20 protein-coding genes are annotated in these 22,455 nt (G+C 66.5%); 16 read left to right on the top strand and 4 right to left on the bottom strand.

The genetic code is table 11. The annotated features are described in order from the left end of the window. Positions 1–12 precede the first annotated feature (12 nt). Together RM25_RS02305 and RM25_RS02310 are read right to left on the bottom strand one after the other, a co-directional pair. Positions 13–1,782 (bottom strand): TM0106 family RecB-like putative nuclease, encoded by a 1,770-nt coding sequence (locus tag RM25_RS02305; RefSeq protein ID WP_044635995.1) that lies wholly within the window; start codon positions 1,780–1,782, stop codon positions 13–15. Between the two features lie 126 nt (positions 1,783–1,908). Continuing rightward, entirely contained in the window at positions 1,909–2,604 is a 696-nt protein-coding gene (locus RM25_RS02310) for a demethylmenaquinone methyltransferase (protein WP_013160432.1), read from the bottom strand. 153 nt (positions 2,605–2,757) lie between these two features. On the opposite strand from RM25_RS02310, the gene RM25_RS02315 reads away from it, so the two are divergent. Then, positions 2,758–3,450: an ABC transporter ATP-binding protein gene (locus tag RM25_RS02315; protein WP_171035500.1), complete on the top strand. Its 693-nt coding sequence runs from the start codon at positions 2,758–2,760 to the stop codon at positions 3,448–3,450. Continuing rightward, positions 3,447–5,252, top strand: coding sequence for a DUF6297 family protein (locus RM25_RS02320; RefSeq protein WP_044635997.1), 1,806 nt, complete (start codon positions 3,447–3,449; stop codon positions 5,250–5,252). The genes RM25_RS02315 and RM25_RS02320 overlap by 4 nt, the downstream gene beginning before the upstream one ends. A 45-nt stretch (positions 5,253–5,297) precedes the next feature. Here RM25_RS02320 and RM25_RS02325 read toward each other — a convergent pair whose 3' ends face one another. Beyond that, complete coding sequence (locus tag RM25_RS02325) at positions 5,298–6,374, bottom strand: isochorismate synthase (protein ID WP_158487041.1); 1,077 nt, start codon at positions 6,372–6,374, stop codon at positions 5,298–5,300. Continuing rightward, entirely contained in the window at positions 6,367–6,537 is a 171-nt protein-coding gene (locus RM25_RS12695) for a hypothetical protein (RefSeq protein ID WP_158487043.1), read from the bottom strand. Before RM25_RS12695 ends, RM25_RS02325 begins: the two co-directional genes overlap by 8 nt. Before the next feature lie 345 nt (positions 6,538–6,882). Between RM25_RS12695 and RM25_RS02330 the strand changes: the two genes are divergently transcribed. From RM25_RS02330 to RM25_RS02395, 14 genes are read left to right on the top strand one after another with little or no spacing between them, the layout of a single operon-like run. After that, positions 6,883–8,214 (top strand): geranylgeranyl reductase family protein, encoded by a 1,332-nt coding sequence (locus RM25_RS02330; protein WP_013160436.1) that lies wholly within the window; start codon positions 6,883–6,885, stop codon positions 8,212–8,214. A 56-nt stretch (positions 8,215–8,270) separates the two neighbouring features. Further along, positions 8,271–8,636, top strand: coding sequence for an NADH-quinone oxidoreductase subunit A (locus RM25_RS02335; RefSeq protein ID WP_013160438.1), 366 nt, complete (start codon positions 8,271–8,273; stop codon positions 8,634–8,636). Positions 8,637–8,654: 18 nt separating this feature from the next. Then, positions 8,655–9,212, top strand: a complete 558-nt coding sequence (locus tag RM25_RS02340) for a NuoB/complex I 20 kDa subunit family protein (protein WP_013160439.1) — start codon at positions 8,655–8,657, stop codon at positions 9,210–9,212. Then, positions 9,209–9,976 (top strand): NADH-quinone oxidoreductase subunit C, encoded by a 768-nt coding sequence (locus tag RM25_RS02345; RefSeq protein ID WP_052809089.1) that lies wholly within the window; start codon positions 9,209–9,211, stop codon positions 9,974–9,976. Before RM25_RS02340 ends, RM25_RS02345 begins: the two co-directional genes overlap by 4 nt. Beyond that, positions 9,973–11,346 carry an NADH-quinone oxidoreductase subunit D gene (locus tag RM25_RS02350; RefSeq protein ID WP_013160441.1) on the top strand — a complete coding sequence of 458 codons (1,374 nt, stop codon included), beginning with the start codon at positions 9,973–9,975 and terminating at the stop codon, positions 11,344–11,346. Before RM25_RS02345 ends, RM25_RS02350 begins: the two co-directional genes overlap by 4 nt. 55 nt (positions 11,347–11,401) lie before the next feature. Beyond that, the gene (nuoE, locus tag RM25_RS02355) at positions 11,402–12,133 is read left to right on the top strand and encodes an NADH-quinone oxidoreductase subunit NuoE (protein WP_013160442.1); all 732 of its coding nucleotides are present in this window, start codon (positions 11,402–11,404) and stop codon (positions 12,131–12,133) included. Continuing rightward, the gene (nuoF, locus tag RM25_RS02360; protein ID WP_013160443.1) at positions 12,130–13,470 is read left to right on the top strand and encodes an NADH-quinone oxidoreductase subunit NuoF; all 1,341 of its coding nucleotides are present in this window, start codon (positions 12,130–12,132) and stop codon (positions 13,468–13,470) included. The genes nuoE and nuoF overlap by 4 nt, the downstream gene beginning before the upstream one ends. Beyond that, positions 13,467–15,878, top strand: coding sequence for an NADH-quinone oxidoreductase subunit G (locus RM25_RS02365; RefSeq protein ID WP_044635998.1), 2,412 nt, complete (start codon positions 13,467–13,469; stop codon positions 15,876–15,878). Before nuoF ends, RM25_RS02365 begins: the two co-directional genes overlap by 4 nt. After that, positions 15,875–17,245, top strand: coding sequence for an NADH-quinone oxidoreductase subunit NuoH (gene nuoH / locus RM25_RS02370; RefSeq protein WP_044635999.1), 1,371 nt, complete (start codon positions 15,875–15,877; stop codon positions 17,243–17,245). Before RM25_RS02365 ends, nuoH begins: the two co-directional genes overlap by 4 nt. Further along, positions 17,246–17,818: an NADH-quinone oxidoreductase subunit NuoI gene (gene nuoI, locus RM25_RS02375; RefSeq protein ID WP_013160446.1), complete on the top strand. Its 573-nt coding sequence runs from the start codon at positions 17,246–17,248 to the stop codon at positions 17,816–17,818. After that, positions 17,815–18,684 carry an NADH-quinone oxidoreductase subunit J gene (locus RM25_RS02380; protein ID WP_044636000.1) on the top strand — a complete coding sequence of 290 codons (870 nt, stop codon included), beginning with the start codon at positions 17,815–17,817 and terminating at the stop codon, positions 18,682–18,684. Before nuoI ends, RM25_RS02380 begins: the two co-directional genes overlap by 4 nt. Next, positions 18,681–18,980, top strand: coding sequence for an NADH-quinone oxidoreductase subunit NuoK (nuoK, locus tag RM25_RS02385; protein WP_013160448.1), 300 nt, complete (start codon positions 18,681–18,683; stop codon positions 18,978–18,980). Before RM25_RS02380 ends, nuoK begins: the two co-directional genes overlap by 4 nt. Before the next feature lie 28 nt (positions 18,981–19,008). Further along, on the top strand, positions 19,009–20,898 hold the full coding sequence (gene nuoL, locus RM25_RS02390) for an NADH-quinone oxidoreductase subunit L (protein WP_044636001.1): 1,890 nt from the start codon (positions 19,009–19,011) through the stop codon (positions 20,896–20,898). A 14-nt stretch (positions 20,899–20,912) separates the two neighbouring features. Then, entirely contained in the window at positions 20,913–22,454 is a 1,542-nt protein-coding gene (locus tag RM25_RS02395; RefSeq protein ID WP_013160450.1) for an NADH-quinone oxidoreductase subunit M, read from the top strand. Position 22,455: the final 1 nt, after the last annotated feature.

A 22,455-nucleotide genomic window follows, 5' to 3' on the forward strand; every position in this document is an offset into this window, starting at 1 on the left:
GCGGGGTGGCCCTCAGCTGAGCGTGCGCATCCAGGCGCGCAGCGCGCGGGTGGCGCGCACGTCGTCCTCGTTGTACTCCAACACCCGGGTGGCGAATCCGGCGCGCACCTCGTGGTTGGGGCCGTGCACCGCCTCGGCGAACCAGCACTGCGAGTTCAGGCCACCGGGGTCCTCGTCACGCCAGTTGAACCCGGCCCCGTTGTGCGCAAGCTTTTTCAGTCCCAGCCCATGGACGCCGAAGAAATTCTTCTGCACCACCGGAAACAGGTCAAAGAAGTTCGTCCGGGTCCAGTTCTGGGCGAGCTCGCGCAGGCTTGGCGACGCGCTCTTGCGGGCGATGCGCCGGATGTGCACCACCTCGTAATCGGAGTAGTGGTACACCTTCGCCTCGGGATGGGCCGTCAGCTGCTCGACGAGCCACGTGGCGGCCTCCTCGGCCAGCGCCCGTTCGCCCGCGTGGTCGAGGTCCTCGAAGCGCGAGAAGCTCACGTAGTGGGGCCCCGAATCGTCGTCGGGATCGTTCACCAGGAAGCCCCACAGGTAGACCCGCGCGGCGGCGGAGGTCTCGATGTCCAGGTCAATCGAATAGCCCTGCGCGGGCAGCTCGATGGGCCCCACCGAGGTCTTCTTCACCGCGATCCCGTGGGCCAGCATGTCGGCCCGCTCGGCGGCCAGGCGCAGTCGGTTCTCGGCGCCGGGACGGTGCTGCACTTCGGGCAGGTAGGTGGGCAGCAATTGTTCGACGTCGGTGCAGGCCAGGTCGGTGATCGTGGAGATGCCCATCGAGCGCAGCACCGTGATCTCGTGCACGTCGAGGCGAGCCTTGCCGATGCGCAGGCTCAGGTCGTCGTCGTTCAGCTGCGGCTTGCAGGCCACCCACCAGGGGCATGACTCGCATTCATGCACCACGATCGGACGCACGCGGGGGTCGGGGTCGTCGGGGCTGCCGGTGCGGCGCGCGGCGATCTCGGCGATCCTCAGGCGGAAGGCGAATTCATGGTCGTAGCGTTCCAGCGACGAGCGATAGCGCCAGCCGCTGCTGGCGGTGCGCGCGAAGGTGCGCAGGCGCTTGGCGCCCAGGTTGGCCCACGAGATCACCAGGTGCTTCAGGTCGCCGGGACGGTGGGTGCGGTTACGACCCAGCACCGGGCGTCCCTGCCGGATCAGGATCTCGTCGGTGCCGATGATGCCGGCCACCGGAACCCCGCCCGAGCACCAGCCGGTGGCCTCGAGGATGCGTCGGTAGTGGGCCAGTTGCAGCAGGTCGCCCTCGCGGTGGGTGCGCACGCCGCAGCCCGCCACGCGTAGCAGGCGCTGACCGCCCGACAGGGGGGTGCAGGGTTGGCGGCGTCCCCGTGGGCTGGCCTCCAGCACGCGATGCCGCTTGATGATCACCGGGTAGTAGCCGGTGTCGCCATCGGGGGCGGGTGGGCCGAGCACGAGCACATCGGGTTGGCCGGCGCGGTGGCCCGCCACGTCCAGCGGCAGCACCGGGGCGATGATGAGCAGGGCGCCGGCGGCCACCGCATCAGCCGTCGCCGCCGAGCGTTCGCTCCAGTCCTCGTCCATCAGTGAACGCAGGTCCACGGCGTCCGGATGGGCGGCCAGGGCGTCCATGACCTCCTTCTTGAAGGCCGTGGAGCCGGTGAAGAGCTCCTGCATGGCGTCGGTGGACGCGCGGATGGCGATATCGCTGGAGGTGTTCACCGGAAGCCGTACGGTGCGGTCGAAGCGGTTGCGGGTCTTCACCGGGCAGCTGCGCGCGGCATAGGAATCCAGCATGATCGGACGGCGTGGGTCATGGCTCAGGCGCGCCGGATGTGCGGCGCCGGGGGTCCCCCGATCGTCCCGTGGGTCAGCCGTTCCCCCGGGTTGGCGTGACGAGGTTCCCGTGCTCATCGTGGGTTGTCAGTCCGCGAATCCGCGATGCATGGCCACGATGCCGCCCGACAGGTTGCGCCATTCGACGCGCTTCCAGCCGGCGTCGGACATCAGCCGGGCCAGGGCCTGCTGGTTCGGCCAGGCGGCGATGGTCTCGGTGAGGTAGCTGTAGGAGTCGGGATTTGAGCCCAGGTGCGCCAGCAGCGGCATCACCCGGGGCAGGTAGAAGCGTTGGTACAACACCCGGAAGGGCGCCCACGTGGGGGTGCTGAACTCGCAGATCACGATGCGTCCGCCCGGACGGGTCACCCGGCGCAATTCCTCCAGCGCCTTGGCGGTGTCCTCCACATTGCGCAACCCGAAGCTGATCGTCACGGCGTCGAAGGAATCATCGCGATAGGGCAGCGCGGTGGCATCGCCCTGCACGAAGGTGAGGTCGGGCTGGCGCTGCTTGCCCACCTCGAGCATCCCGAACGACAGGTCGGTGGGGAACACATGGGCGCCGGCGGCGGCGAAGGGTGCCGACGAGGTGCCGGTGCCGGCCGCCAGGTCAAGCACATAATCGCCGGGCTGGGCGTCCACGGCGCGCACCACCTCGCGACGCCACAGACGGTCCTGCCCCATGCTCATTACGTCGTTGAGCAGGTCATATCGCGGGGCGACATCGTCGAACATCCCCGCGACCTGTTCCCGCTTCTTGTCAAGAGTTGCGCGTCTGGCCACGCCACCATTGTCGCAGAACTCGCAAATGGCTCCCAGACGGCCCGTTCGACGCGGCTGTGGCCGCCCGGGATTATCCACTGGTGGGCGGCTGTGGCCGCCCGGGGGGATCCACCGTCGGGCGCCAAGTGGGCGAATCGCACCGGTTGCACCACAATGGAGGTCATGGCGAGGCGCTCCACTGTTCTGAAAATCAGCAATCTTGTGAAGAAGTACGGCGATCACACGGTGATCGACCACTTCAACCTGCAGGTCTACGAGTCCGATGCGGTGGCCCTGACGGGCCGCAACGGCTCGGGCAAGTCCACCGTCCTGAGGTGCATCGTCGGCTCCGACAAGCCGACCGAGGGCACGATCGAGGTGTTGGGCGAGAAGGCCAAGGACACCGAGATCTCCTTCCGACGCAATGTGGCCACCGTCATCGATGACCTGGACTTCTTCCCCGACCTGTCGGTGGTGGAGCACCTTGACCTGCTCGCCCGGGCCCATGGCCTGGAGGACACCGACGAGCTGGTCGACTCGATCCTCGAGGAGGTGCAGCTGGTGCCGCAGTCGGGCCAGCTGCCCGGCACCCTGTCCAGTGGACAGCGTCGCCGCCTCGCCCTGGCGACCGCGTTCGTGCGTCCCAAAAAGCTGCTGGTGCTCGACGAGCCCGAGCAGCGCCTCGACCAGGAGGGCATCGACTGGCTGGGCAAGCGCTTGCGCCACGAGAAGGAGCACAACGGGCTGGCCATCATCATGGCCAGCCATGAGCCGAGCCTGGTGGAGGCCGTTGGCGCCCGCATCGTGCGCATCGGCGGCGGCCTCGAGGAGACCCAGTCGTTGGCGGAGCCGGAGCAGCTGGCATGAGCTCACGCAACAAGCGCCGCAATCGTTCACGTAAGGAGCGGGCGGCCCAGCCCGCCGCGCGTCCGCCACAGCAGCGCAGGCCGGCGCCCACCGACGATCCGGACTTCGAGGGATTCGATCCCGACTATCCGTTCGTCGACGTCGGCTTCGACGCCCAGGGCATGGTTGACGAACGCCAGCTGCTGCTGTTGGTGAAGGACTGGCGCAAGGGACGGGCCACCCGGCGACTGCGCGATGTGATCACCGACGCCTATGTCGCCATGTTCACCGTCGTGGTCGTGGCGGCCATGATCATCAGCGGCCTGCTGTCGGCGCAGAACCAGGCGTCCACGTGCACCTCCGATGGCTGCGTGACCGCCCGCAAGCTGCTGCCCTGGTTGGTCGTGGCGGGCCTGTGGGTCGGCGCCCTGGCCATCAGCCGCATCTTCGGGCCGATCGTCGCCTCCGCCGCGGAGGGCTTCTGGCTGTTGGACGCGCCACTGCGCCGTTCCTCCGTGCTGGCCCGACGCATGTGGGGCATGATCTTCGCCGCTGGTGGCGTCGCCGCCGTGGTGGCCGCCCTGGTCACCGTGCTGGTCGGCCTCCCGCTGCCGACGGTGGGTGCCTGGACGGCAGCCGCCGCCTTCACCACCGCCGCGTGGATGGCCTTCACGGCCGCCGAGCAGGGTGCTGAGCGCACCATCATGGTGCGCGTTGCGCAGATTGTCGTGGGCGGCGTCGCCGTCGTCGTGCTGGTGGCCGTGATCGCCTCGGCCAGCGGCTGGTTGTCGGTGGGGCTGGGTGGAACCGGCTCCTTCGAGCTGGCCATCGTCGTGGCCGCAGCCGGTCTCGTGCTGGCGATCCTCGCCTCACTCATCGCCCGTCGACGCCTCGACAACGTGGGCCGGGCCAAGCTGATCACCGGTGGTGAGCTCGTCTCCGGCATGCAGGGCGCCGCCTTCGCGCTTGACTTCGCGCTGATGCGCGACATCCTCATCGAGCGTCGCAACCACCTGCGGGGCCATGTGAAGCCGGCCCGCGGCCACTGGCGCGGCACGCGTGCCCTGGTCTGGCGTGACCTGCAACGCCTGGTGCGTTCCCCGGGCCCGCTGGTGGGTTTCCTGGTGAGCCTCATCGTGCCCTACGCACTGGAATCGTTGGGTGTGGGATCGCTCACCCCGATCCTGTCGGCCCTGATCATGGTCGCCGTCATGGTGCCGTTCATGGATTCGATGCGCGTGCTCACCCGCACGAAGGGCCTGGCGCGGCTGTTCCCGATGACCGATTCGGAGCTGCGCACCGCCACCACGATCGTGCCGGCCTCCCTGGCCCTCATCTGGGCCATCGTGGTCACCCCGGCATTCCTGCTGAACCTCAACGGCCAGGCGGCGTCCGTGTCGGTGTCGAACACCTTGTGGTACGGCGTCATCACGGCCGCGGCCGGCCTGCTCGGTGCCATGCGCTGGGTCAGCGCCAAGTCGGCGAACTACAACATGCCCATGGTGGCCACCGGCGCCGGCGCCGTGCCCCCGGGCCTGATGTTCAACCTGATCCGTGGCATTGACGTGGCGGTGCTGGTGACCGCCCCGCTGGTGCTCAACTGGCCGCCGATCGTCTCGGCGATCATCGCCATGATCGCGTTCATGGTGCTGCGCAGCGGCGGCATCAACCAGCAGGAGCTGATGGAGAAGAGCGAGGAACAGCGCAAGGAGCTCGCGGCGCAGAAGGAGGCGGCCCGCGGTGGGGGAGGTCGCACGCGGCCCAAGCAGGTGATCAGTCGCTCGGGCACCCCGGCGCGCACCAGGCCCCCGCTGCGCAAGTAGCGCTGGGCAGGCAGTCTTCGGAGCGGACGATTCCTCGTCGGTGATTCAGTCGCCGGCGAGGAATTGTCGCATCAGGGCGAACTTCATCTCGGTGGACACCAGCTTGTTGTGGGGCGCCGTATCGGGATCCACCGACGCCGAGGCGTACAGCGTGACGCCCTTCCAGTCGGGGCTCAGCTGCGCGGCGCGCAGGGCGACGAACCAGTCGCCATCACCCTGGGCATCGATCCAGCCCACGGGGGCGCAGAAGCGTCCCCGGTCGAAGCCGCTGTTCGCCAGGATCGTGCGTGCCTGGTCGGTGGGGAACCCGGTCACCGACGACAGCGGATGCACCGCGGCAGCCAGGGCGAGCGTCGAGAAGGTGCCCTCGGTGACGCCACAGATGTCGGTCACCAGGTGGAGCATGTCGGGCAGCGCCAGCACGAAGGGCGCCTCCGGAACGTGGATGCCACTCATATGGGCCCCCAGCGCCGTGGCGGCGGATTCCACCGACAGTCGGTGCTGGTGCATGCGCTGCTGGGAGGAGAGCAGCCGGGCGATCTCGGCGGGCTCGTCCACGTTGTCGAGGCGCTGGGTGGTGCCGGCCAGAATGCGCGAGGTGGTCAGGCCACCGCGTCGGTGCACGAGGATCTCGGGGGTGGCGCCCACCAGCCCGTCCACCAGGTAGCAGGTGGAGCCACCGTAGTTGCGACGCCATTGGTGCAGCAGCCACGCGGGACAGATCTTCTGCTCGGCGATCGCATGCAGGTCGCGGGCCAACACCACGCCCTCGGCGCCACTGGCGCGCAGCGCGGCGCTGGTGCGGGCAATGAGCGCCAGCCAGTCCGCACCAGAGATCTGGCCGTCCTCGAAGAACAGTTCGGCGGGCGGTTGGGGAGCGGGCTGTACCTCGGGCATCTGCGGGTTCACCCGGTCGTAGCCCAGTTGGGTGAGCCAGCTCACCCCGTCACGCCGTCCGATAATCGTCTCGGGCACGATGAATGCGGAGGCCGCTGCGGTGTGCTCGGGGTCAAAGGTGAAGGTGCCGTAGGCCAGGGGGCCGGTGCCCACCAGGCCGGGCATCTCGGATTCCTTCTCGATGTCGGCAGCCAGTTGGGTCCACCACTGGTCGGCCTCACTCATGGTGGCGCCGTCGAGCCGGGCCACTTCCCCCCATCGCGACGAAACCGTCTTCGCCGCGCAGGAACGCGGCGCCGTGGCCGTCCACATATTGTGTGAGCGCGCCCGGGTCATCGATGGCGATGGTGCTCGCGTGCAGTCGCGACGATCCCGGATTGATGATCACCCCACGAGGCTAACCGACAGTTCCCGCGGATGGGACCCGCGGGTCACCCAAGTACTCCCGTGGTCGCACCCCGCCGCGGGCGTCCGTGTGCTGGCACGTGCACGATCGTGCTTTTCGCTCTCCGCGTGATGGAACGAATTGCATCCCACCGTGCATGGATAACCCCTGACCGCAGCCAGCCTGTGTTTTCGGGACTGGATCGGTCCGATTTTGTCTCAGATGGCTGCCGGCCGACTGGCAACCCCCCCCATCTCACCCTTACACTGAGCGAGGCGAGGTCCTTGGGCCACAGCCCCCGGGAGTCCAGAGTCGGTTCCCGGGATCGGTGTTCGGATGGAGAGCTTCATGGTGCACGGCGAAGTGCAGATGGGTGACGCCCCGGCACTGGCCTCGGCCCAGCTGTCCACGGCCGACCAGGACTCGTTCGCCACCGAAGCGGACGTCATTGTGGTGGGTGCCGGCCCCGGAGGCTCGGCCACCGCCGCGTTCTGTGCCATGCGCGGGCTCAGCGTCCTGCTGTTGGAGAAGTCGCAGTTCCCGCGCGAGAAGGTCTGCGGCGACGGGCTCACGCCACGCGCCGTGCGCATGCTGACGCGGCTGGGCATCGATTCCACCGAGACGGCCGGGTGGGCGCGCAACAAGGGACTGCGGGTCTACGGCGGGCGTACCGAGCCCTTCGAGCTTCCCTGGCCGGAACTGGCCGATTTCCCCGACTACGGGCTCGTGTGCCCGCGGTCGCGCTTCGATGATGTGCTGGCGGGCCACGCGATGAAGCTGGGCGTCACGCTGCACACCGGCGTCAATGTCACCGAGCCGATCACCGCCGACGATCGCATCGTCGGGGTGCGCGACAATCAGGGACGCGAGTTCCGCGCCCCGATCGTGGTGGCCGCTGACGGTAATTCCACGCGCCTGGCCGTCGCCATGGGGCGCCAGCGCGACGAGGCCCGCCCGATGGGCGTGGCGGTGCGCACCTACTTCGAGAGCCCCCGGGCGCAGGGCGAGTGGATGGAGAGCTGGCTGGAGCTGTGGGACGGGCGTCCCGGCGAATCCAACCAACTGCCCGGCTATGGCTGGGCCTTCCCGATGGCCGATGGCACCGTCAACGTCGGGCTCGGCATGCTGAACTCCTCGTCGGCGTTCGGGCACACCGACTACCGCGCACTGATGCGCACTTGGTTGGCCACCACCCCACCCGAATGGCAGTTCGACGAGGCCCACCAGCGCGGCGAGATCCGCGGGGCGGCGCTGCCGATGGCCTTCAACCGCAAGCCCGCCTACGCCGACGGACTGCTGCTCGTGGGCGATTCCGGCGGCATGGTCAATCCGTTCAACGGCGAGGGCATCAGCTATGCCATGGAGGCCGGGGAGCTTGCGGCTGATGCGATCAGCGAGGCCCATTCCCGCGGCGTCGGCACGCCCGGCGCCGAGCGTGCACTGCACGCCTACCCCACGGCGTTGTCATCACGTTTCGGTGGCTATTACCGCCTGGGCACCATTTTCGTGAAACTCATCGGCAATCCGCAGATCATGCACCTGTGCACCACCTACGGCCTGCCCCATCGTTCGCTCATGAAGTTGGTCAACAAGTTGTTGGCCAATCTCACCGATGAGCACCGCGGTGATGCGATGGATCACCTGATCAACACTTTGAGTAGGCTGGCGCCGCCCGCGTAACGGCGCACCTGGATCGGTTGGACAATGACGTACTTCGACGGAAGGATCGAGCGGAAATGAACGCATATATTCCGGTTATCGGGCTGGTGGCACTGGCCACCCTGTTCGTGGTCATTGCGGCCATCGTGCTGTCCCCGCTCATCGGTCCCCATCGCTACAACCGCACGAAGTACGACTCCTTCGAGTGCGGTATCCAGCCCACGCCGCAGACGCTGACCGGCGGCGGGCGCTTCTCTGTCAAGTATTACGTGACGGCGATGCTCTTCATCATCTTCGATATTGAGATCGTCTTCCTCTATCCCTGGGCGGTCGCCTTTGACCACCTGGGCAGCTTCGGAGTGATCGAAATGATCACGTTCATCATTGTCGTCTTCGTCGCATACACCTATGTATTGCGCCGCGGCGGATTGAACTGGGACTGAAAGGCTGGGTGAACAGATATGGGCATCGAAGAGAAGCTTCCGGCCGGAATCTTTCTGACCACGGTTGAGCAGGTGCAGGGCTGGATGCGCCAGGCATCTTTCTGGCCACTCACCATGGGTCTGGCCTGCTGCGCCATCGAAATGATCAGCTACGGCGGCCCGCGTGCCGACTGCTCGCGTTGGGGCCAGGAGATCTTCCGCGCCTCACCGCGTCAGGCCGACCTCATGATCGTCGCCGGCCGCGTGGGCCAGAAGCTGGCGCCGGTCGTGCGCCAGCTGTGGGACCAGATGCCGAACCCCAAGTGGTGCATCGCCATGGGTGCATGTGCCAGCTCGGGCGGCGTGTTCAACAACTACGCCGTGGTGCAGGGCGTCGACCACATCGTGCCGGTCGACATGTACCTGCCCGGTTGCCCGCCGCGGCCCGACATGCTCATTGATGCCGTCTTCAAGCTGAAGAAGGGCAAGGTGCAGCACACCACGATGGGCGCCCACCGCGTGCAGGAGGTTGCCGAGCTGGAGCAGAAGGCCCTGGCAGCGCCCGCCACCATCGAGCAGAAGGGGCTCATGCGATGAGCGAGCAGAACCTTCCCGACAAGGATGAGGCAGCCGGCCGCGCAATGCGGGCTGCCGATGACACCCACAAGCACCTCGCCCAGCTGTTCTCGCCCAAGGCGACCGACGCCGGCCAGGAAGTCATCTCCCGCGTGCAGGGCATGTGGGGATCGGGCAAGCCCGGCGAGTCGGGGGACACCTCCGGCTTCGAGGGCATGCGCCGGGTCATCTCACTGACCGGCAGCACCGAGCCGCCCTTCGGCGGCTGGTTCGATGACGTCGCCGACCGGATGGCCGAGCTCGTCCCCGGATTCGCCACCCGCGTGATGGTGCACCGCGGCGAGATCACCTTCTTCGTCGACCGCGACAAGCTCCTGGAGCTGGCCAAGCACCTGCGTGACGACGAGGCCCTGCGCTTCGAGATCTGCGTGTCGGTGTCCGGTGTGCACTATCCCGAGCAGACCGGCCACGAGCTGCACGCCGTGTTCCACCTGCTCTCCATGACCTACAACCGCAGGATCCGCCTGGAGGTGGAGGTCTCCGAGGACGATCCGCACCTGCCGAGCCTGGTGCCGGTCTACCCGATGGCCAACTTCCATGAGCGCGAGACCTGGGACATGTTCGGCATCATCTTCGACGGACATCCCGCCCTCACCCGCATCCTGATGCCCGACGACTGGGTCGGCCATCCGCAGCGCAAGGACTACCCGCTGGGTGGCATCCCGGTGGAATTCAAGGGAGCCGTCGTGCCCCCGGCTGACGATCGCAGGAGCTACAACCGATGAGCGAGCAGTACTCAGACGCGTCGCGGGCCGCTACCGACGACGACGATATCTTCGCGGGCCCCGGCGACGAGAAGGGCGATCACGCCTACCTCGCCAATGGTGGCGACTGGGACCAGGTGGTCGAGGCGCAGCGCGAGCGCTCCGACGAGACCATCGTGATCAATGTCGGACCGCAGCACCCCTCCACGCACGGCGTGATGCGCCTGGTGATGGAGATGGACGGCGAGACCATCATCTCGCTGCGCCCCAGCATCGGCTTCCTGCACACCGGCATCGAGAAGTCGGCCGAGTACCGCAGCTGGTCGCAGGGTTCGGTGTTCTTCACCCGCTGCAACTACGTGGCGGGCATCTTCAACGAGGCCGCCTATTCGCTGGCCGTCGACAAGCTGCTGGGCATCACCGACAAGATGCCGCGTCGTGGCAACCAGCTGCGCGTGATGGCCATGGAGGCCAACCGCATCGCCTCCCACATCACCGCGGTCGGTGCCACCGGCCTCGACCTGGGTGCCACCTCGGTGCAGGAGGTTGCGCTGAGGGAGCGCGAGCGCACGCTCGACTTCCTCGAAGCCGTCACCGGCCTGCGCATGAACAACGCCTACATCCGTCCCGGTGGCGTCGAGAACGACCTCCCCGAGGACGGGCTGGACCTGCTCGACGAGCTGATCCGCCAGCTGCGCAAGAACGTTCCCGAGATCGGCCAGTACACGCTGACCAACCCGATCTTCGTGCGCCGCAACAAGGGCGTGGCCCATATGAGCCTCGCCTCTGCGGTGATGATGGGCGCCTCGGGTCCGGTGCTGCGTTCGGCCGGTTACCCCTGGGACCTGCGCAAGATGGAGCCCTACTGCGGCTACGAGAACTACGACTTCGAGGTGTGCACCGCCGATTCGTTCGATTCCTACGGACGCTTCGTCATCCGCCTCAACGAGATCGAGCAGTCGCTGCGCATCCTCGAACAGGTGCGCGACGAGCTGGCCGAGAGCAAGGGTGAGCCGTACCGCATCGAGGACGCCGACCTGTCGTGGCCGAGCGACCTGACCGTCGCCTCCGATGGCCAGGGCAACTCCAACGAGCACGTGAAGCACATCATGGGCGAGTCGATGGAGGGCCTGATCCACCACTTCAAGATCGTCAGCCAGGGCTTCCACGTGCCGGCCGGCGAGGTCTACATGGCCGTCGAGGCCCCCGCCGGCGAGCTCGGCATGCACCTGGTCTCCGACGGTGGCACCCGCCCGTACCGCGCCCACCTGCGCGATCCCGGGTTCAACCACGTGCAGTCGCTGCCGCTGCTGTGTGAGGGCGGCATGCTCTCCGATGCGGTGATGGCCATCTCGTCGATCGACCCCGTGATGGGTGGCGTGGACCGATGAAGCCCATGCGCTCTGATTTCGTCATTTGTTCGTCCTTGACAAGGAGCTTTAGCCGATGAGCGGTCACGAGTTCGTCTCGGCCTTCGACGACGCCGACGGCATCGATGCCGTCGACCAGTCGACGAATATCACCGAAGAGACCATGGCGGAGATGCGAGCCATCGCCGCCCGCTATCCCGATGCGCGGTCCGCGCTGATGCCGATGCTGCACCTGGTGCAGTCGGTTGACGGCCGGGTCAGCGACGCCGGGATGCGCGCGGTGGCCGAGATCGCCGGCGTCAACACCGCCCAGGTCAACGGCGTGGCCACCTTCTACACGATGTACAAGCGTCGTCCGGCCGGACACCAGCACATCGGCGTGTGCACCACGGCGCTGTGTGCGGTGATGGGTGGCGACATCCTGTTGAGCCATGTGGAGAAGAAGCTGGGCATCCACGAGGGGGAGACCACCCCCGACGGGAAGTTCAGCCTCGAGCGCCTCGAGTGCAATGCGGGCTGCGACTTCGCGCCCGTGATGATGGTCAATTGGGAATACATGGACAATATGACCCCCGCCAAGGCCGACGAGCTGCTCGACAAGCTCGCTGCCGGCGAGACGGTCAAGTCCACCCGCGGCGCCACCATCACCGACTGGCGCAGCGCCGAGCGCGTGCTCGCCGGATTCGACGACGGACGGGCCGATGAGGGCCCCAGCGCCGGCGAATCCTCGGTGCGCGGGCTCAAGATCGCTGAAGCGAACAACTGGCAGGCCCCCGGCCAGCCGGGTGCGAAGGAGGTTGGGAAGTGACAGACACACTGACCCCGATTCTCACGAAGGATTGGGATACCCCGGACTCGTGGAAGCTGGACACCTATGTGCGCGGCGGCGGATATGACGCCGCCCGCAAGGCCCTGACCACCATGAAGTCCCCCGAGGTCATCGACTTGGTGAAGGCCTCCGGCCTGCGGGGCCGTGGTGGCGCAGGCTTCCCCACCGGCATGAAGTGGTCCTTCATCCCGCAGGACAACCCGAAGCCCAAGTACCTCGTGGTCAACTGCGACGAGTCGGAGCCCGGCACCTGCAAGGACATGCCGATGCTCATCGCCACGCCGCATACGCTGCTGGAGGGCATCATCATCGCCTGCTACGCGGTGAACGCCCACCATGCGTTCATCTTCTGCCGCGGCGAGGTGCTGCACGCGATCCGCCGGCTGAGCCAGGCGGTGCGCGAGGCCTACGACAAGGGCTATCTCGGCAAGGACCTGTTCGGCACCGGATACGACCTCGACATCGTGGTGCATTCGGGTGCCGGCGCCTACATCTGTGGCGAGGAGACCGCACTGCTCTCCGCGCTGGAGGGCCACCGTGGCCAGCCGCGCCTGCGTCCCCCGTTCCCCGCGGTCGAGGGCCTGTACGCCTGCCCCACCGTGGTCAACAACGCCGAGTCGATCGCCTCGGTGCCGGCCATCGTGCGCAACGGCGCCGAGTGGTACCAGTCGATGGGCACCGAGAAGTCCAAGGGCGCCACGATCTACTCCCTGTCGGGACATGTGAAGCGTCCCGGGCAGTTCGAGGCGCCGCTGGGCATCACCTTCCGCCAGATCCTGGAACTCGGTGGTGGCGTGCGCGACGGCCACCAGCTGAAGTTCTTCACCCCCGGTGGCTCGTCCACGCCGATGTTCACCCCCGAGCAGCTCGATGTGCCGCTCGACTACGAGGGCGTCTCGGCAGCCGGTTCGATCCTGGGCACCAAGGCCCTGCAGGTGTTCGACGAGACCACCTCGGTGGTGCGCACCACGCTGCGGTGGACCGAGTTCTACAAGCACGAGAGCTGCGGCAAGTGCACGCCCTGTCGTGAGGGCAGCTGGTGGCTTGTCCAGACCTTGCGCAACCTCGAGGCCGGCAAGGGCCAGGAGGGTGACGTCGACAAGCTTCTCGACGTCTGCGACAACGTGTCGATGAAGAGCTTCTGCACGCTGGCCGACGGCTTCGTCGCCTGCATCACCAGCGCCATCAAGCACTTCCGCTCCGAGTTCGAGGCCGGCTATCACACGCCGGCCTGGGAATTGTTCCCCTACGAGAAGAGCGCCCTGTTCGCCGACCCCGACCGCGAGTCGATCACCATGACGGGAGCCACGGCATGAGCACCGATACCAAGTCATCCGAGGTCGCGACCAAGCCTGATCTGGTCACCTTCACCATCGATGGGGCAGAGGTCAGCGTGCCGAAGGGCACCCTGGTCATCCGCGCCGCCGAGATGATCGGCATCGACATCCCACGCTTCTGCGACCACCCGCTGCTCGACCCGGTGGCCGCCTGTCGCGTCTGCCTGGTGGAGGTGCCCGACGCCGGCAACGGCCGGGCGATGAAGCCGCAGCCGGCCTGTGCATTGTCCGCAATGCCCGGCATGAAGGTGGAGACCGCAGACAGCAATCCGACGGTGGCCAAGCACCAGTCGGGGATGATCGAATTCCTGCTGATCAACCACCCGCTCGACTGCCCGATCTGCGACAAGGGCGGCGAATGCCCCCTGCAGAACCAGGCGATGAGCCATGGCCGCGGCGAGACGCGCTACGAGGGCGTCAAGCGCACCTATGCCAAGCCGACGCACATCAATGCCGAGATCGTCTTCGACCGCGAACGCTGCATCCTGTGCCAGCGCTGCACGCGCTTCAGCGAGCAGATCAGCGGCGATGACTTCATCTCGCTGTCCGAGCGCGGCGCGTTCTCGCAGGTCGGTGAGTACGCCGACCAGCCCTATGCCTCCTACTTCGGGGGCAACATCATCCAGATCTGCCCGGTGGGCGCGCTGACCAGTGCCGACTACCGCTTCCAGTCGCGTCCGGACGACCTGGTGAGCACCCAGTCGAGCTGTGAGCACTGCGCGTCGGGTTGCGAGCTTCGTGTTGACCACCGTCACTTCCAGGTCAAGCGTCGCCTCGCGGGCAATGAGCCGGCTGTGAATGAGGAATGGAACTGCGACAAGGGTCGCTTCGGATTCCGTTCGGGCCACGGCGATGACCGCATCACCACTCCGCTGGTGCGTCGCAATGGCGCCCTGGAGCCGGCCAGCTGGCCGGAGGCCATCGATGCCGCCGCCGAGGGGCTGTCGCGGGCCGGCAAGTCGGTCGGGTTCCTGCCCGGTGGGCGCCTGACCGTCGAGAACGCCTTCGCCTACAGCCGCTTCGCGCGCGCTGTGGTGGGCAGCAATGACATCGACTTCCGCTCGCGCGCCGCAAGCGCCGAGGAAGCGACCTTCCTCACCAACCACGTGGTGGGACGCAAGCTGGCCGATTCGGTCACCTTCGAGGCCCTCGAAAAGGCCACCAAGGTGGTGCTGGTCAGCTTCGAGCCCGAGGACGAGTCCCCGATGGTCTTCTTGCGCCTGCGCAAGGCGTGGCGCAAGAACAAGCTGCAGGTCGTGTCGTTGGCGCCCTTCGCCACCCGCGGCTCGGAGAAGATGGGGGCGCGGCTGTGGCCGACGGCCCCCGGCACCGAGGCCGCTGAACTCGACAAGCTGGCGGCTGCCGGCGAACTCGACGACCAGACCATCATCCTGGTGGGGGAGCGGGCCGCACTCAGCGCCGGTGCACTCACCAAGGTGGCCGAGCTGGCCGAGCGCACGGGGGCCGGGTTCGCCTGGATCCCGCGTCGTGCCGGCGAGCTGGGTGCCCTGGAGGCCGGCCTGCTGCCGGGCCTGCTGCCCGGCGGACGCCATGTTGCCGACGCCTCGGCGCGGGTTGATGTCCAGGCCGCGTGGGGGGCCGATCAGCTTCCCGCCCAGTCGGGCCGTGATGCCGCCGCGATCATCCGCGACGTCGCCTCGGGTTCGGTGGAGGCCCTGGTCACCGCAGGCATCCAGGCCGAGGACTTCGCCGATCCCGATGCCGTGCTGGCCGCCGTGTCAGCGGCCGGGTTCGTCGTGAGCCTGGAGCAGCGTCGCAGTGAGATCGCCGACCGCGCCGACGTGGTGCTGCCGGTGGCCCTCATCGAGGACCAGGTGGGCACCTTCATCAACTGGGAGCACCGCGAACGTCCGGTGGCCCTGGTCAATGAGGAGACCACCTCGCCGATGACCGATGTGCGGGTGCTGGCCGCCCTGGCCGATGCGCTCGGTTCGGACCTCGGCATGCGCACTCCCACCCAGGCCCGTCTCGCCTTCGACGAGATCTCGGACTGGTCGGGCAATGCCGACAAGCTCCCGGTCGAGGCCCCCGCCACGACCGACGCCGGGTCGGGCAACTTCGTGTTGTCCTCCTGGCGGTTGCTGATCGATGATGCCGCCGGACTCGATGGCGCCACCGCCCTGCTCGAGACGGCCCCCGCGCCGTCGGTGCGCCTGGCCCCGGCCGACGCCACCGGCCTGGGAGTTGCCGACGGACAGGCCGTGACGGTCCGCGTCGGAGGTACCACGTTCACCGCCCCGCTCACGATCGTGCCCTCCATGGTGCCCGGCGTGGTGTGGGTGCCCGGTAACACCAGAAATTCCGTTAATAGTGGGCTCGTGGCCGCTGCCGGCACACGGGTCGAAGTCACCGGAGGTGCCGCATGATTCCGCAAGAGAACATGATCTTCGGGGCTGATCCCTGGTGGGTCGTGCTCATCAAGGTGGTCGTGGTCTTCGTTGCCGTGCTGCTGTGGATCATCTTCAATGTGTGGTTCGAGCGTCGCATCATCGCGAAGATGCAGAACCGCATCGGTCCCATCATGAACGGCCCGCTCGGCCTGCCGCAGACCATCGCCGAGGGCGTGAAGCTGCTGTTCAAGGAGGACTTCCGCCCCGCCCGCACCGACAAGCTGGTCTTCAACCTGGCGCCGATGCTGATCGCCATCGCGGCCTTCAGCTCGTGGGCGGTGATCCCCTTCGGCGGCGAGGTGACGATCTTTGGACACACCACGCGGCTGCAGATCACTGACCTGCCGGTCTCGGTGCTGCTGGTGCTGGCCATCGCGTCCATCGGCGTCTACGGCGTGGTACTCGCCGGATGGGCATCGAACGGCACCTACTCGCTGCTCGGCTCCATGCGCGCCACCGCCCAGCTCATCAGCTATGAGGTGGCCATGGGCCTCTCGCTCGTCGCGGTGTTCATGTACGCCGGTTCGATGAGCACCAGCCAGATCGTCGCTGCGCAGATGCAGAACCTCGACTTCTTCGGCTTCGAGACCTTCTTCCCCTCGCACTACTGGCTGTTGTTGCTGCCGAGCTTCGTCACCTACTTCATCTCGATGTTCGGTGAGACGAACCGCCTGCCCTTCGACATGGCCGAGTGCGAGTCCGAGCTGGTCTCGGGCCACATCACCGACTACTCCGGCTTCCGCTACGCCATGTTCTACCTGGCCGAGTACATCAACCTGCTCACCGTGTCCGCCGTCTGCACCACCCTGTTCCTGGGTGGCTACTCGGCGCCGTGGCCGTTCAACATGATCGCCGGGGGCGCCCTGTCCAACGGCTGGTGGGGCCTGCTCTGGTTCGTGCTGAAGGCCCAGTTCCTGGTGTTCTCGTTCACCTGGGTGCGAGGCGCAGTGCCCCGCGTGCGCTACGACCAGCTCATGGACCTGGGGTGGAAGGTGCTCATCCCGATCAACCTGGTGTGGATCCTCTTCCTGGCCGTCATGCGCGGCGGCATCGCCAACGGTTGGTTCGCCAACCCGGCCATGCGCGTCATCGTCGGAGTCATCGTGGTGGCCCTGCTCGCCTATGCGCTGTGGCCACGAAAGAAGGAGGCCGAACCCGACGACGCCGACGACGAGGTCTTCGATGCCTTCGCCGACGGCTACCCGGTGCCGCCGATGCCCGGCCAGAAGCTTGCTGCCTACGCCGGCATCGTCGCCTCCGAACCCGCGCCGCCCAGCCGGGCGCCCTCGGGCGGAGATTCATCAGGTCCAGATTCAGGCAAGTCGATCAAGGGGGTGCTGTAAATGGGTGCGTGGTCCGGTTTCGGAATCACCTTCCGAACGATGTTCCGCAAGTCCTTCACCCAGGGTTACCCGGAGAAGGGCAAGGAGCGCCTCGTTGCTCCGCGCTTCCATGGTCGTCACCAGCTGAACCGCTGGCCCGACGGTCTCGAGAAGTGCGTGGGTTGCGAGCTGTGTTCGTGGGCCTGCCCGGCCGACGCCATCTACGTGGAGGGCGCCGACAACACCGAGGAGGAGCGTTACAGCCCCGGTGAGCGCTATGGGCGCGTCTACCAGATCAACTATCTGCGCTGCATCCTGTGTGGCATGTGCATCGAGGCCTGCCCCACGCGGGCCCTCACGATGACCAATGAGTTCAAGCTCGCCGATGAGACCCGCGAGAGCCTCATCTACGACAAGGACCGCCTGCTCGCCCCGCTGCTGCCGGGCATGGAGCAGCCCCCGCATCCCCGCCGTCTCGGTGACGACGAGGACGACTACTTCCTCGGCCTGCCTCCCAGCAACCAGCTGGACGAGCGCGGCGTGGTCGTCGCGGCGCGTGCGGCCGCCAACAACTGGACTGGAGTTGCGAAATGATCCCCCTGGTCACTGCTCAGGCAGTCGCCTTCTGGGTGCTCGGGCCGCTCAGCGTCATTGCCGGTATCGGCATGGTGGTGAACCGCAAGCCCGTGCACTCGGCGCTCTGCCTCGCCGGTCTCATGGTGTGCCTTGCCGGCCTGTACGCAAGCCTGGACGCGCCGTTCCTGTTCGTCGCCCAGATCATCGTCTACACCGGCGCGGTCATGATGCTGTTCGTGTTCACCATGATGGTGATCGGCATTGACACCGTCGACGAGATGATCGAAACGATCAAGGGCCAGCGCGTCGCCGCCATCATCGGCGTCGTCGGCCTGCTGGCGCTGCTCGTGCTGGCTGTGGGCCATGGCATCGTCTCCAGCCCGGCCGGCCTCGAACAGGCCACCGGCGCCGACGGTAATGTGCGCTCGCTGGCCTATCTGATCTTCAGCGACTATGTGTTCCCCTTCGAGGCCACTGCCGCCCTGCTGATCACCGCCGCCCTGGCGGCGATGGTGCTGGCGCACGGCGAGCCGCTGTTCAAGAAGGAACAGCAGAAGGAACGCATCAACCGCCGCACCAAGGAGTTCGGCGAGAAGGGCACCCAGCCCGGACCGCTGCCGAACCCCGGCGTGTACGCCCGACACAACTCGGTGGACTATCCCTCGTTACTGCCCGATGGTTCCATCTCGGACGACTCGATCATCCCGACGCTGGCTGAACGCGGCATCGTCGTGGTCGACAAGAACCGCCTGCTCACCCCGACGAAGAGCGCCAACAAGGCGATCGTCGATGTGCGCGACGACCAGAAGGGCATCGTGCCCGGTGACGATGAGCTCGCCGCTGAGCCGACTGACGAGAACGGACTCAAGGAGGTCAACCGATGAACCCCAATGCGTTCATCGTCCTGTCCGCGATTCTGTTCTGCATCGGCGTGCTGGGCTTCCTCGTGCGCCGCAATGCGATCATCGCGTTCATGTCGATCGAGCTGATGCTCAACGCTGCGAACCTGTCGCTGGCGACGTTCGCCAATGTGCACGGCAATCTCGACGGTCAAGTGGCCGCATTCTTCGTGATGGTGGTGGCCGCCGCGGAAGTTGTCGTGGGCCTGGCCATCATCATGACGATTTTCCGCACCCGACGCTCGGCCTCGGTCGACGACGAAAACCTGCTGAAGCACTGAGGGGGCATCGGTGAATCTTCTTCAGACCATGAATCCGGTCGCAGCTACCGGATTGTTCAGTTACGCATGGCTCATGATCGCGATTCCGCTCGCGGTCGCGGGTCTGCTCCTCGTGCTCGGCAAGCTTGCCGACGCGTGGGGCCACCTCCTCGGCGTCCTCGCCCCGATCGCGTCCTTCGTGATTGCACTGTTGCTCTTCATTTCGATGATGGGCAGCGACGAGGCCAGCCGATCGGTCCGGGTACCCGTCTACACATGGGTGAGCGCCGGCGCATTCTCGATCGACATCTCGATGCTGGTTGACCAGCTGTCGATCCTGTTTGCACTGCTGGTCACCTTCGTCGGCTCCCTCATCTTCATCTACTCGATCGGCTACATGAAGGAGGACCCGAAGCGTCGCCGCTTCTTCGCCTTCCTGAACTTCTTCGTCGCCTCGATGATGACCCTGGTGCTGGCCGACAACTACATCATGTTGTTCATCGGCTGGGAGGGCGTCGGCCTGGCGTCCTATCTGCTGATCGGCTTCTGGCAGGAACGCAACTCCGCCGCCCTGGCCGCCAAGAAGGCCTTCGTCACCAACAAGGTCGGTGACCTCGGCCTGTTCGCCGCCAGCTTCGCGATGTTCTCGCTGTTCGGCTCGGTGCGCTTCGACGTGGTGAGCAACTCGGTGGCGAATGTCTCGCCGGCCTGGGCCACTGCGCTCGGCTGCCTGCTGTTGCTGGCCGCCTGCGGCAAGTCCGCCCAGGTGCCGCTGCAGGTGTGGCTGCTGGATGCCATGGAGGGCCCCACCCCGGTGTCGGCCCTGATCCACGCGGCCACGATGGTGACCGCCGGCGTCTACCTGGTGGTGCGCTCGCACGCGATCTACGCGCTCAGCAACTCCGCCAGCCTCGCCGTGGCGATCGTCGGCCTGGCCTCGGTGTTCGCCGGCGCCTGGATCGGCTGTGCCAAGGACGACATCAAGAAGGTGCTGGCCGGCTCCACGATGAGCCAGATCGGCTACATGATGCTCGCCGCCGGGCTCGGACCGGCGGGTGCTGCCTTCGCGATCTTCCACCTGCTCACCCACGGTGCCTTCAAGGCCAATATGTTCCTGGGTGCCGGTGCTGTGATGCACGGGATGAACGAGGACACGAACATGCACCACTTCGGCGCACTGGCCAAGGCCATGCCCTGGGTGTTCGGCACCTTTGCCTGTGGCTACCTGGCCATCATCGGCTTCCCGTTCTTCGCCGGCTTCTACTCGAAGGACCACATCATCGTGGCCGCCTTCGACAAGGGCCCGATCTTCGGCTGGCTGGCGCTGATCGGCGCCGGTATCACCGCGTTCTACATGACGCGCCTGATGATGATGACCTTCATGGGCAACAAGCGTTGGCTGCCCGGTGTGCACCCGCACAAGCCCGGTGCGCTCATGGTGGTCCCGCTGGTGATCCTGGCGATCATCTCCGTGGTCGGTGGCCTGGCCCTCAACGGTTGGATCCAGGGCTGGTTGGAGCCGGCCGTGGCCAACGAGATTAAGCCCGTGCATGTCTTCGACACCGGTTGGATCAGCCTGGTCACCCTGCTCGCGGTGGCGCTCGGCGTGGTGATCGGCGTGGTGCTCTACCGCTCGAACATCGCGCAGGAGACGCCCGTCTCGCACAACTTCTTCGTGCTGGCAGGACGCAACGAGCTGTATGCCAATCAATTCAACGAGGCGGTTCTCATGCGCCCCGGACAGGCCCTGTGCAATGGCCTGGAGCTCACCGACAACCACCTGGTTGACGGCACGGTGCGTAGTTCCGCTGCGGTGGTGACCGGTGCCTCTGGTGCTCTCAGGTTGCTGCAGAACGGCTATGTGCGAACGTACGGCGTCACGATGGCCCTCGGCCTCGTCGTGATCGGCGTCGTGATGATCCTGGGCCAGCTGGCCTGAGGAAGGAAATAGTGATGACTTTCCCCTGGCTCACGGTTCTGGGTCTGCTGCCGCTCCTTGGCTCCGTCATCGTCTTCGCATTGCGCGGACGTGGCGGCAAGGTGGCCGCAATGGTGTTCTCGCTGGTCACCCTCGTGGTGGGCGTGGCGACCTTCTTCATGACCGGACTGACCGAAAAGGTCAGTTGGATCTCGCCGATCGGCGCATGGTACGCACTCGACCTGGACGGCATGTCCAAGGTGCTGGTGCTGCTCACCGTCATCCTGGTTCCCATCGTGCTGATCGCCGAATGGCATGTCGGTGATTCCTCGACGCAGAACCAGAACGCCGCCGACACCACCTCGCAGGTGGCCCCGGCGCGTTGGTCGAGCGAGACCTTCATGGCGCTGGCCCTGATGCTGGAGGGCTTCACCCTCTATGTGTTCATGGCCTCCGACCTGCTGCTCTTCTACATCTTCTTCGAGGCAACCCTCATCCCGATGTACTTCCTCATCGCCGGATGGGGCGGCGCCCGACGTGCCGCAGCGGCGATGAAGTTCCTGCTGTTCAGCCTGTTCGGTGGCTTCGTGCTGCTGCTCGGCGTGATCGGCATGTACGCCGTGTCGGCCGGTGCCGGCAAGCCCAGCCTGCTCACCGCCGACCTCGCCGGCCTGTCGATGGGCCAGGGCATGGAGCGCTGGCTGTTCGTCGCCTTCTTCATCGCCTTCGCGATCAAGGCCCCGATGGTGCCGGTGCACACCTGGTTGCCCGACGCCGCCGAGCAGGCGAGGCCCGGTGCCTCGACCCTGCTGGTGGCCACGCTCGACAAGATCGGCACCTTCGGGATGATCCGCTTCTGCCTGGCCTTCTTCCCGGAGGCCACCAAGTGGGCGTCACCGTTCGTGCTGGTGCTGGCCGTGATCTCGATCTTCTACGGCGCCTTCATGGCGATCGGTTCGAAGAACCTGCTGCGACTGGTGGCCTACACCTCGGTGAGCCACTTCGGCTTCATGGTGCTCGGCATCTTCTCGTTCACCACCGAGTCGATCGCCGGTTCGATCTTCTACATGCTGGCCCACGGATTCAGCGCTGCGGCGATGTTCCTGGTGGTCGGCTTCCTGATCGACCGCCGCGGCAGCGCACTGATCGCCGACTTCGGTGGCGCACAGAAGCTCGTGCCACTGATCGCGGGCGTCTACCTGACGGCCGGCCTGGCGACGCTCGGCCTGCCCGGCCTGGCGAACTTCGCCGGCGAGTACATGATCATGGCCGGCGTCTGGCAGCGTCACCTGGTGTTCGTTGCGGTGGCCGTGGTCGCCACGGTGCTTGCCGCGGTCTACATCATGCTGTCGTACCAGCGCGTGTTCACCGGGCCCGCCACGGAGCAGAGCGAGAAGCACATGACGCACGACCTCACCGGTCGCGAGCGTCTGGTGATCGCACCGCTGATCGCCCTGCTGCTGTTCTTCGGGTGCGTCCCCAAGCCAACGTTCGACGTCGTGAACCCGACTGCGAAGGAAGCAATGGTTCAGGTTTCCATGGTCGATCCTCAGCCCACTGTGAAGAGGGGTAAGTGAG

This window comes from Propionibacterium freudenreichii subsp. freudenreichii, from assembly GCF_000940845.1.
Lineage (GTDB): Bacteria > Actinomycetota > Actinomycetes > Propionibacteriales > Propionibacteriaceae > Propionibacterium > Propionibacterium freudenreichii.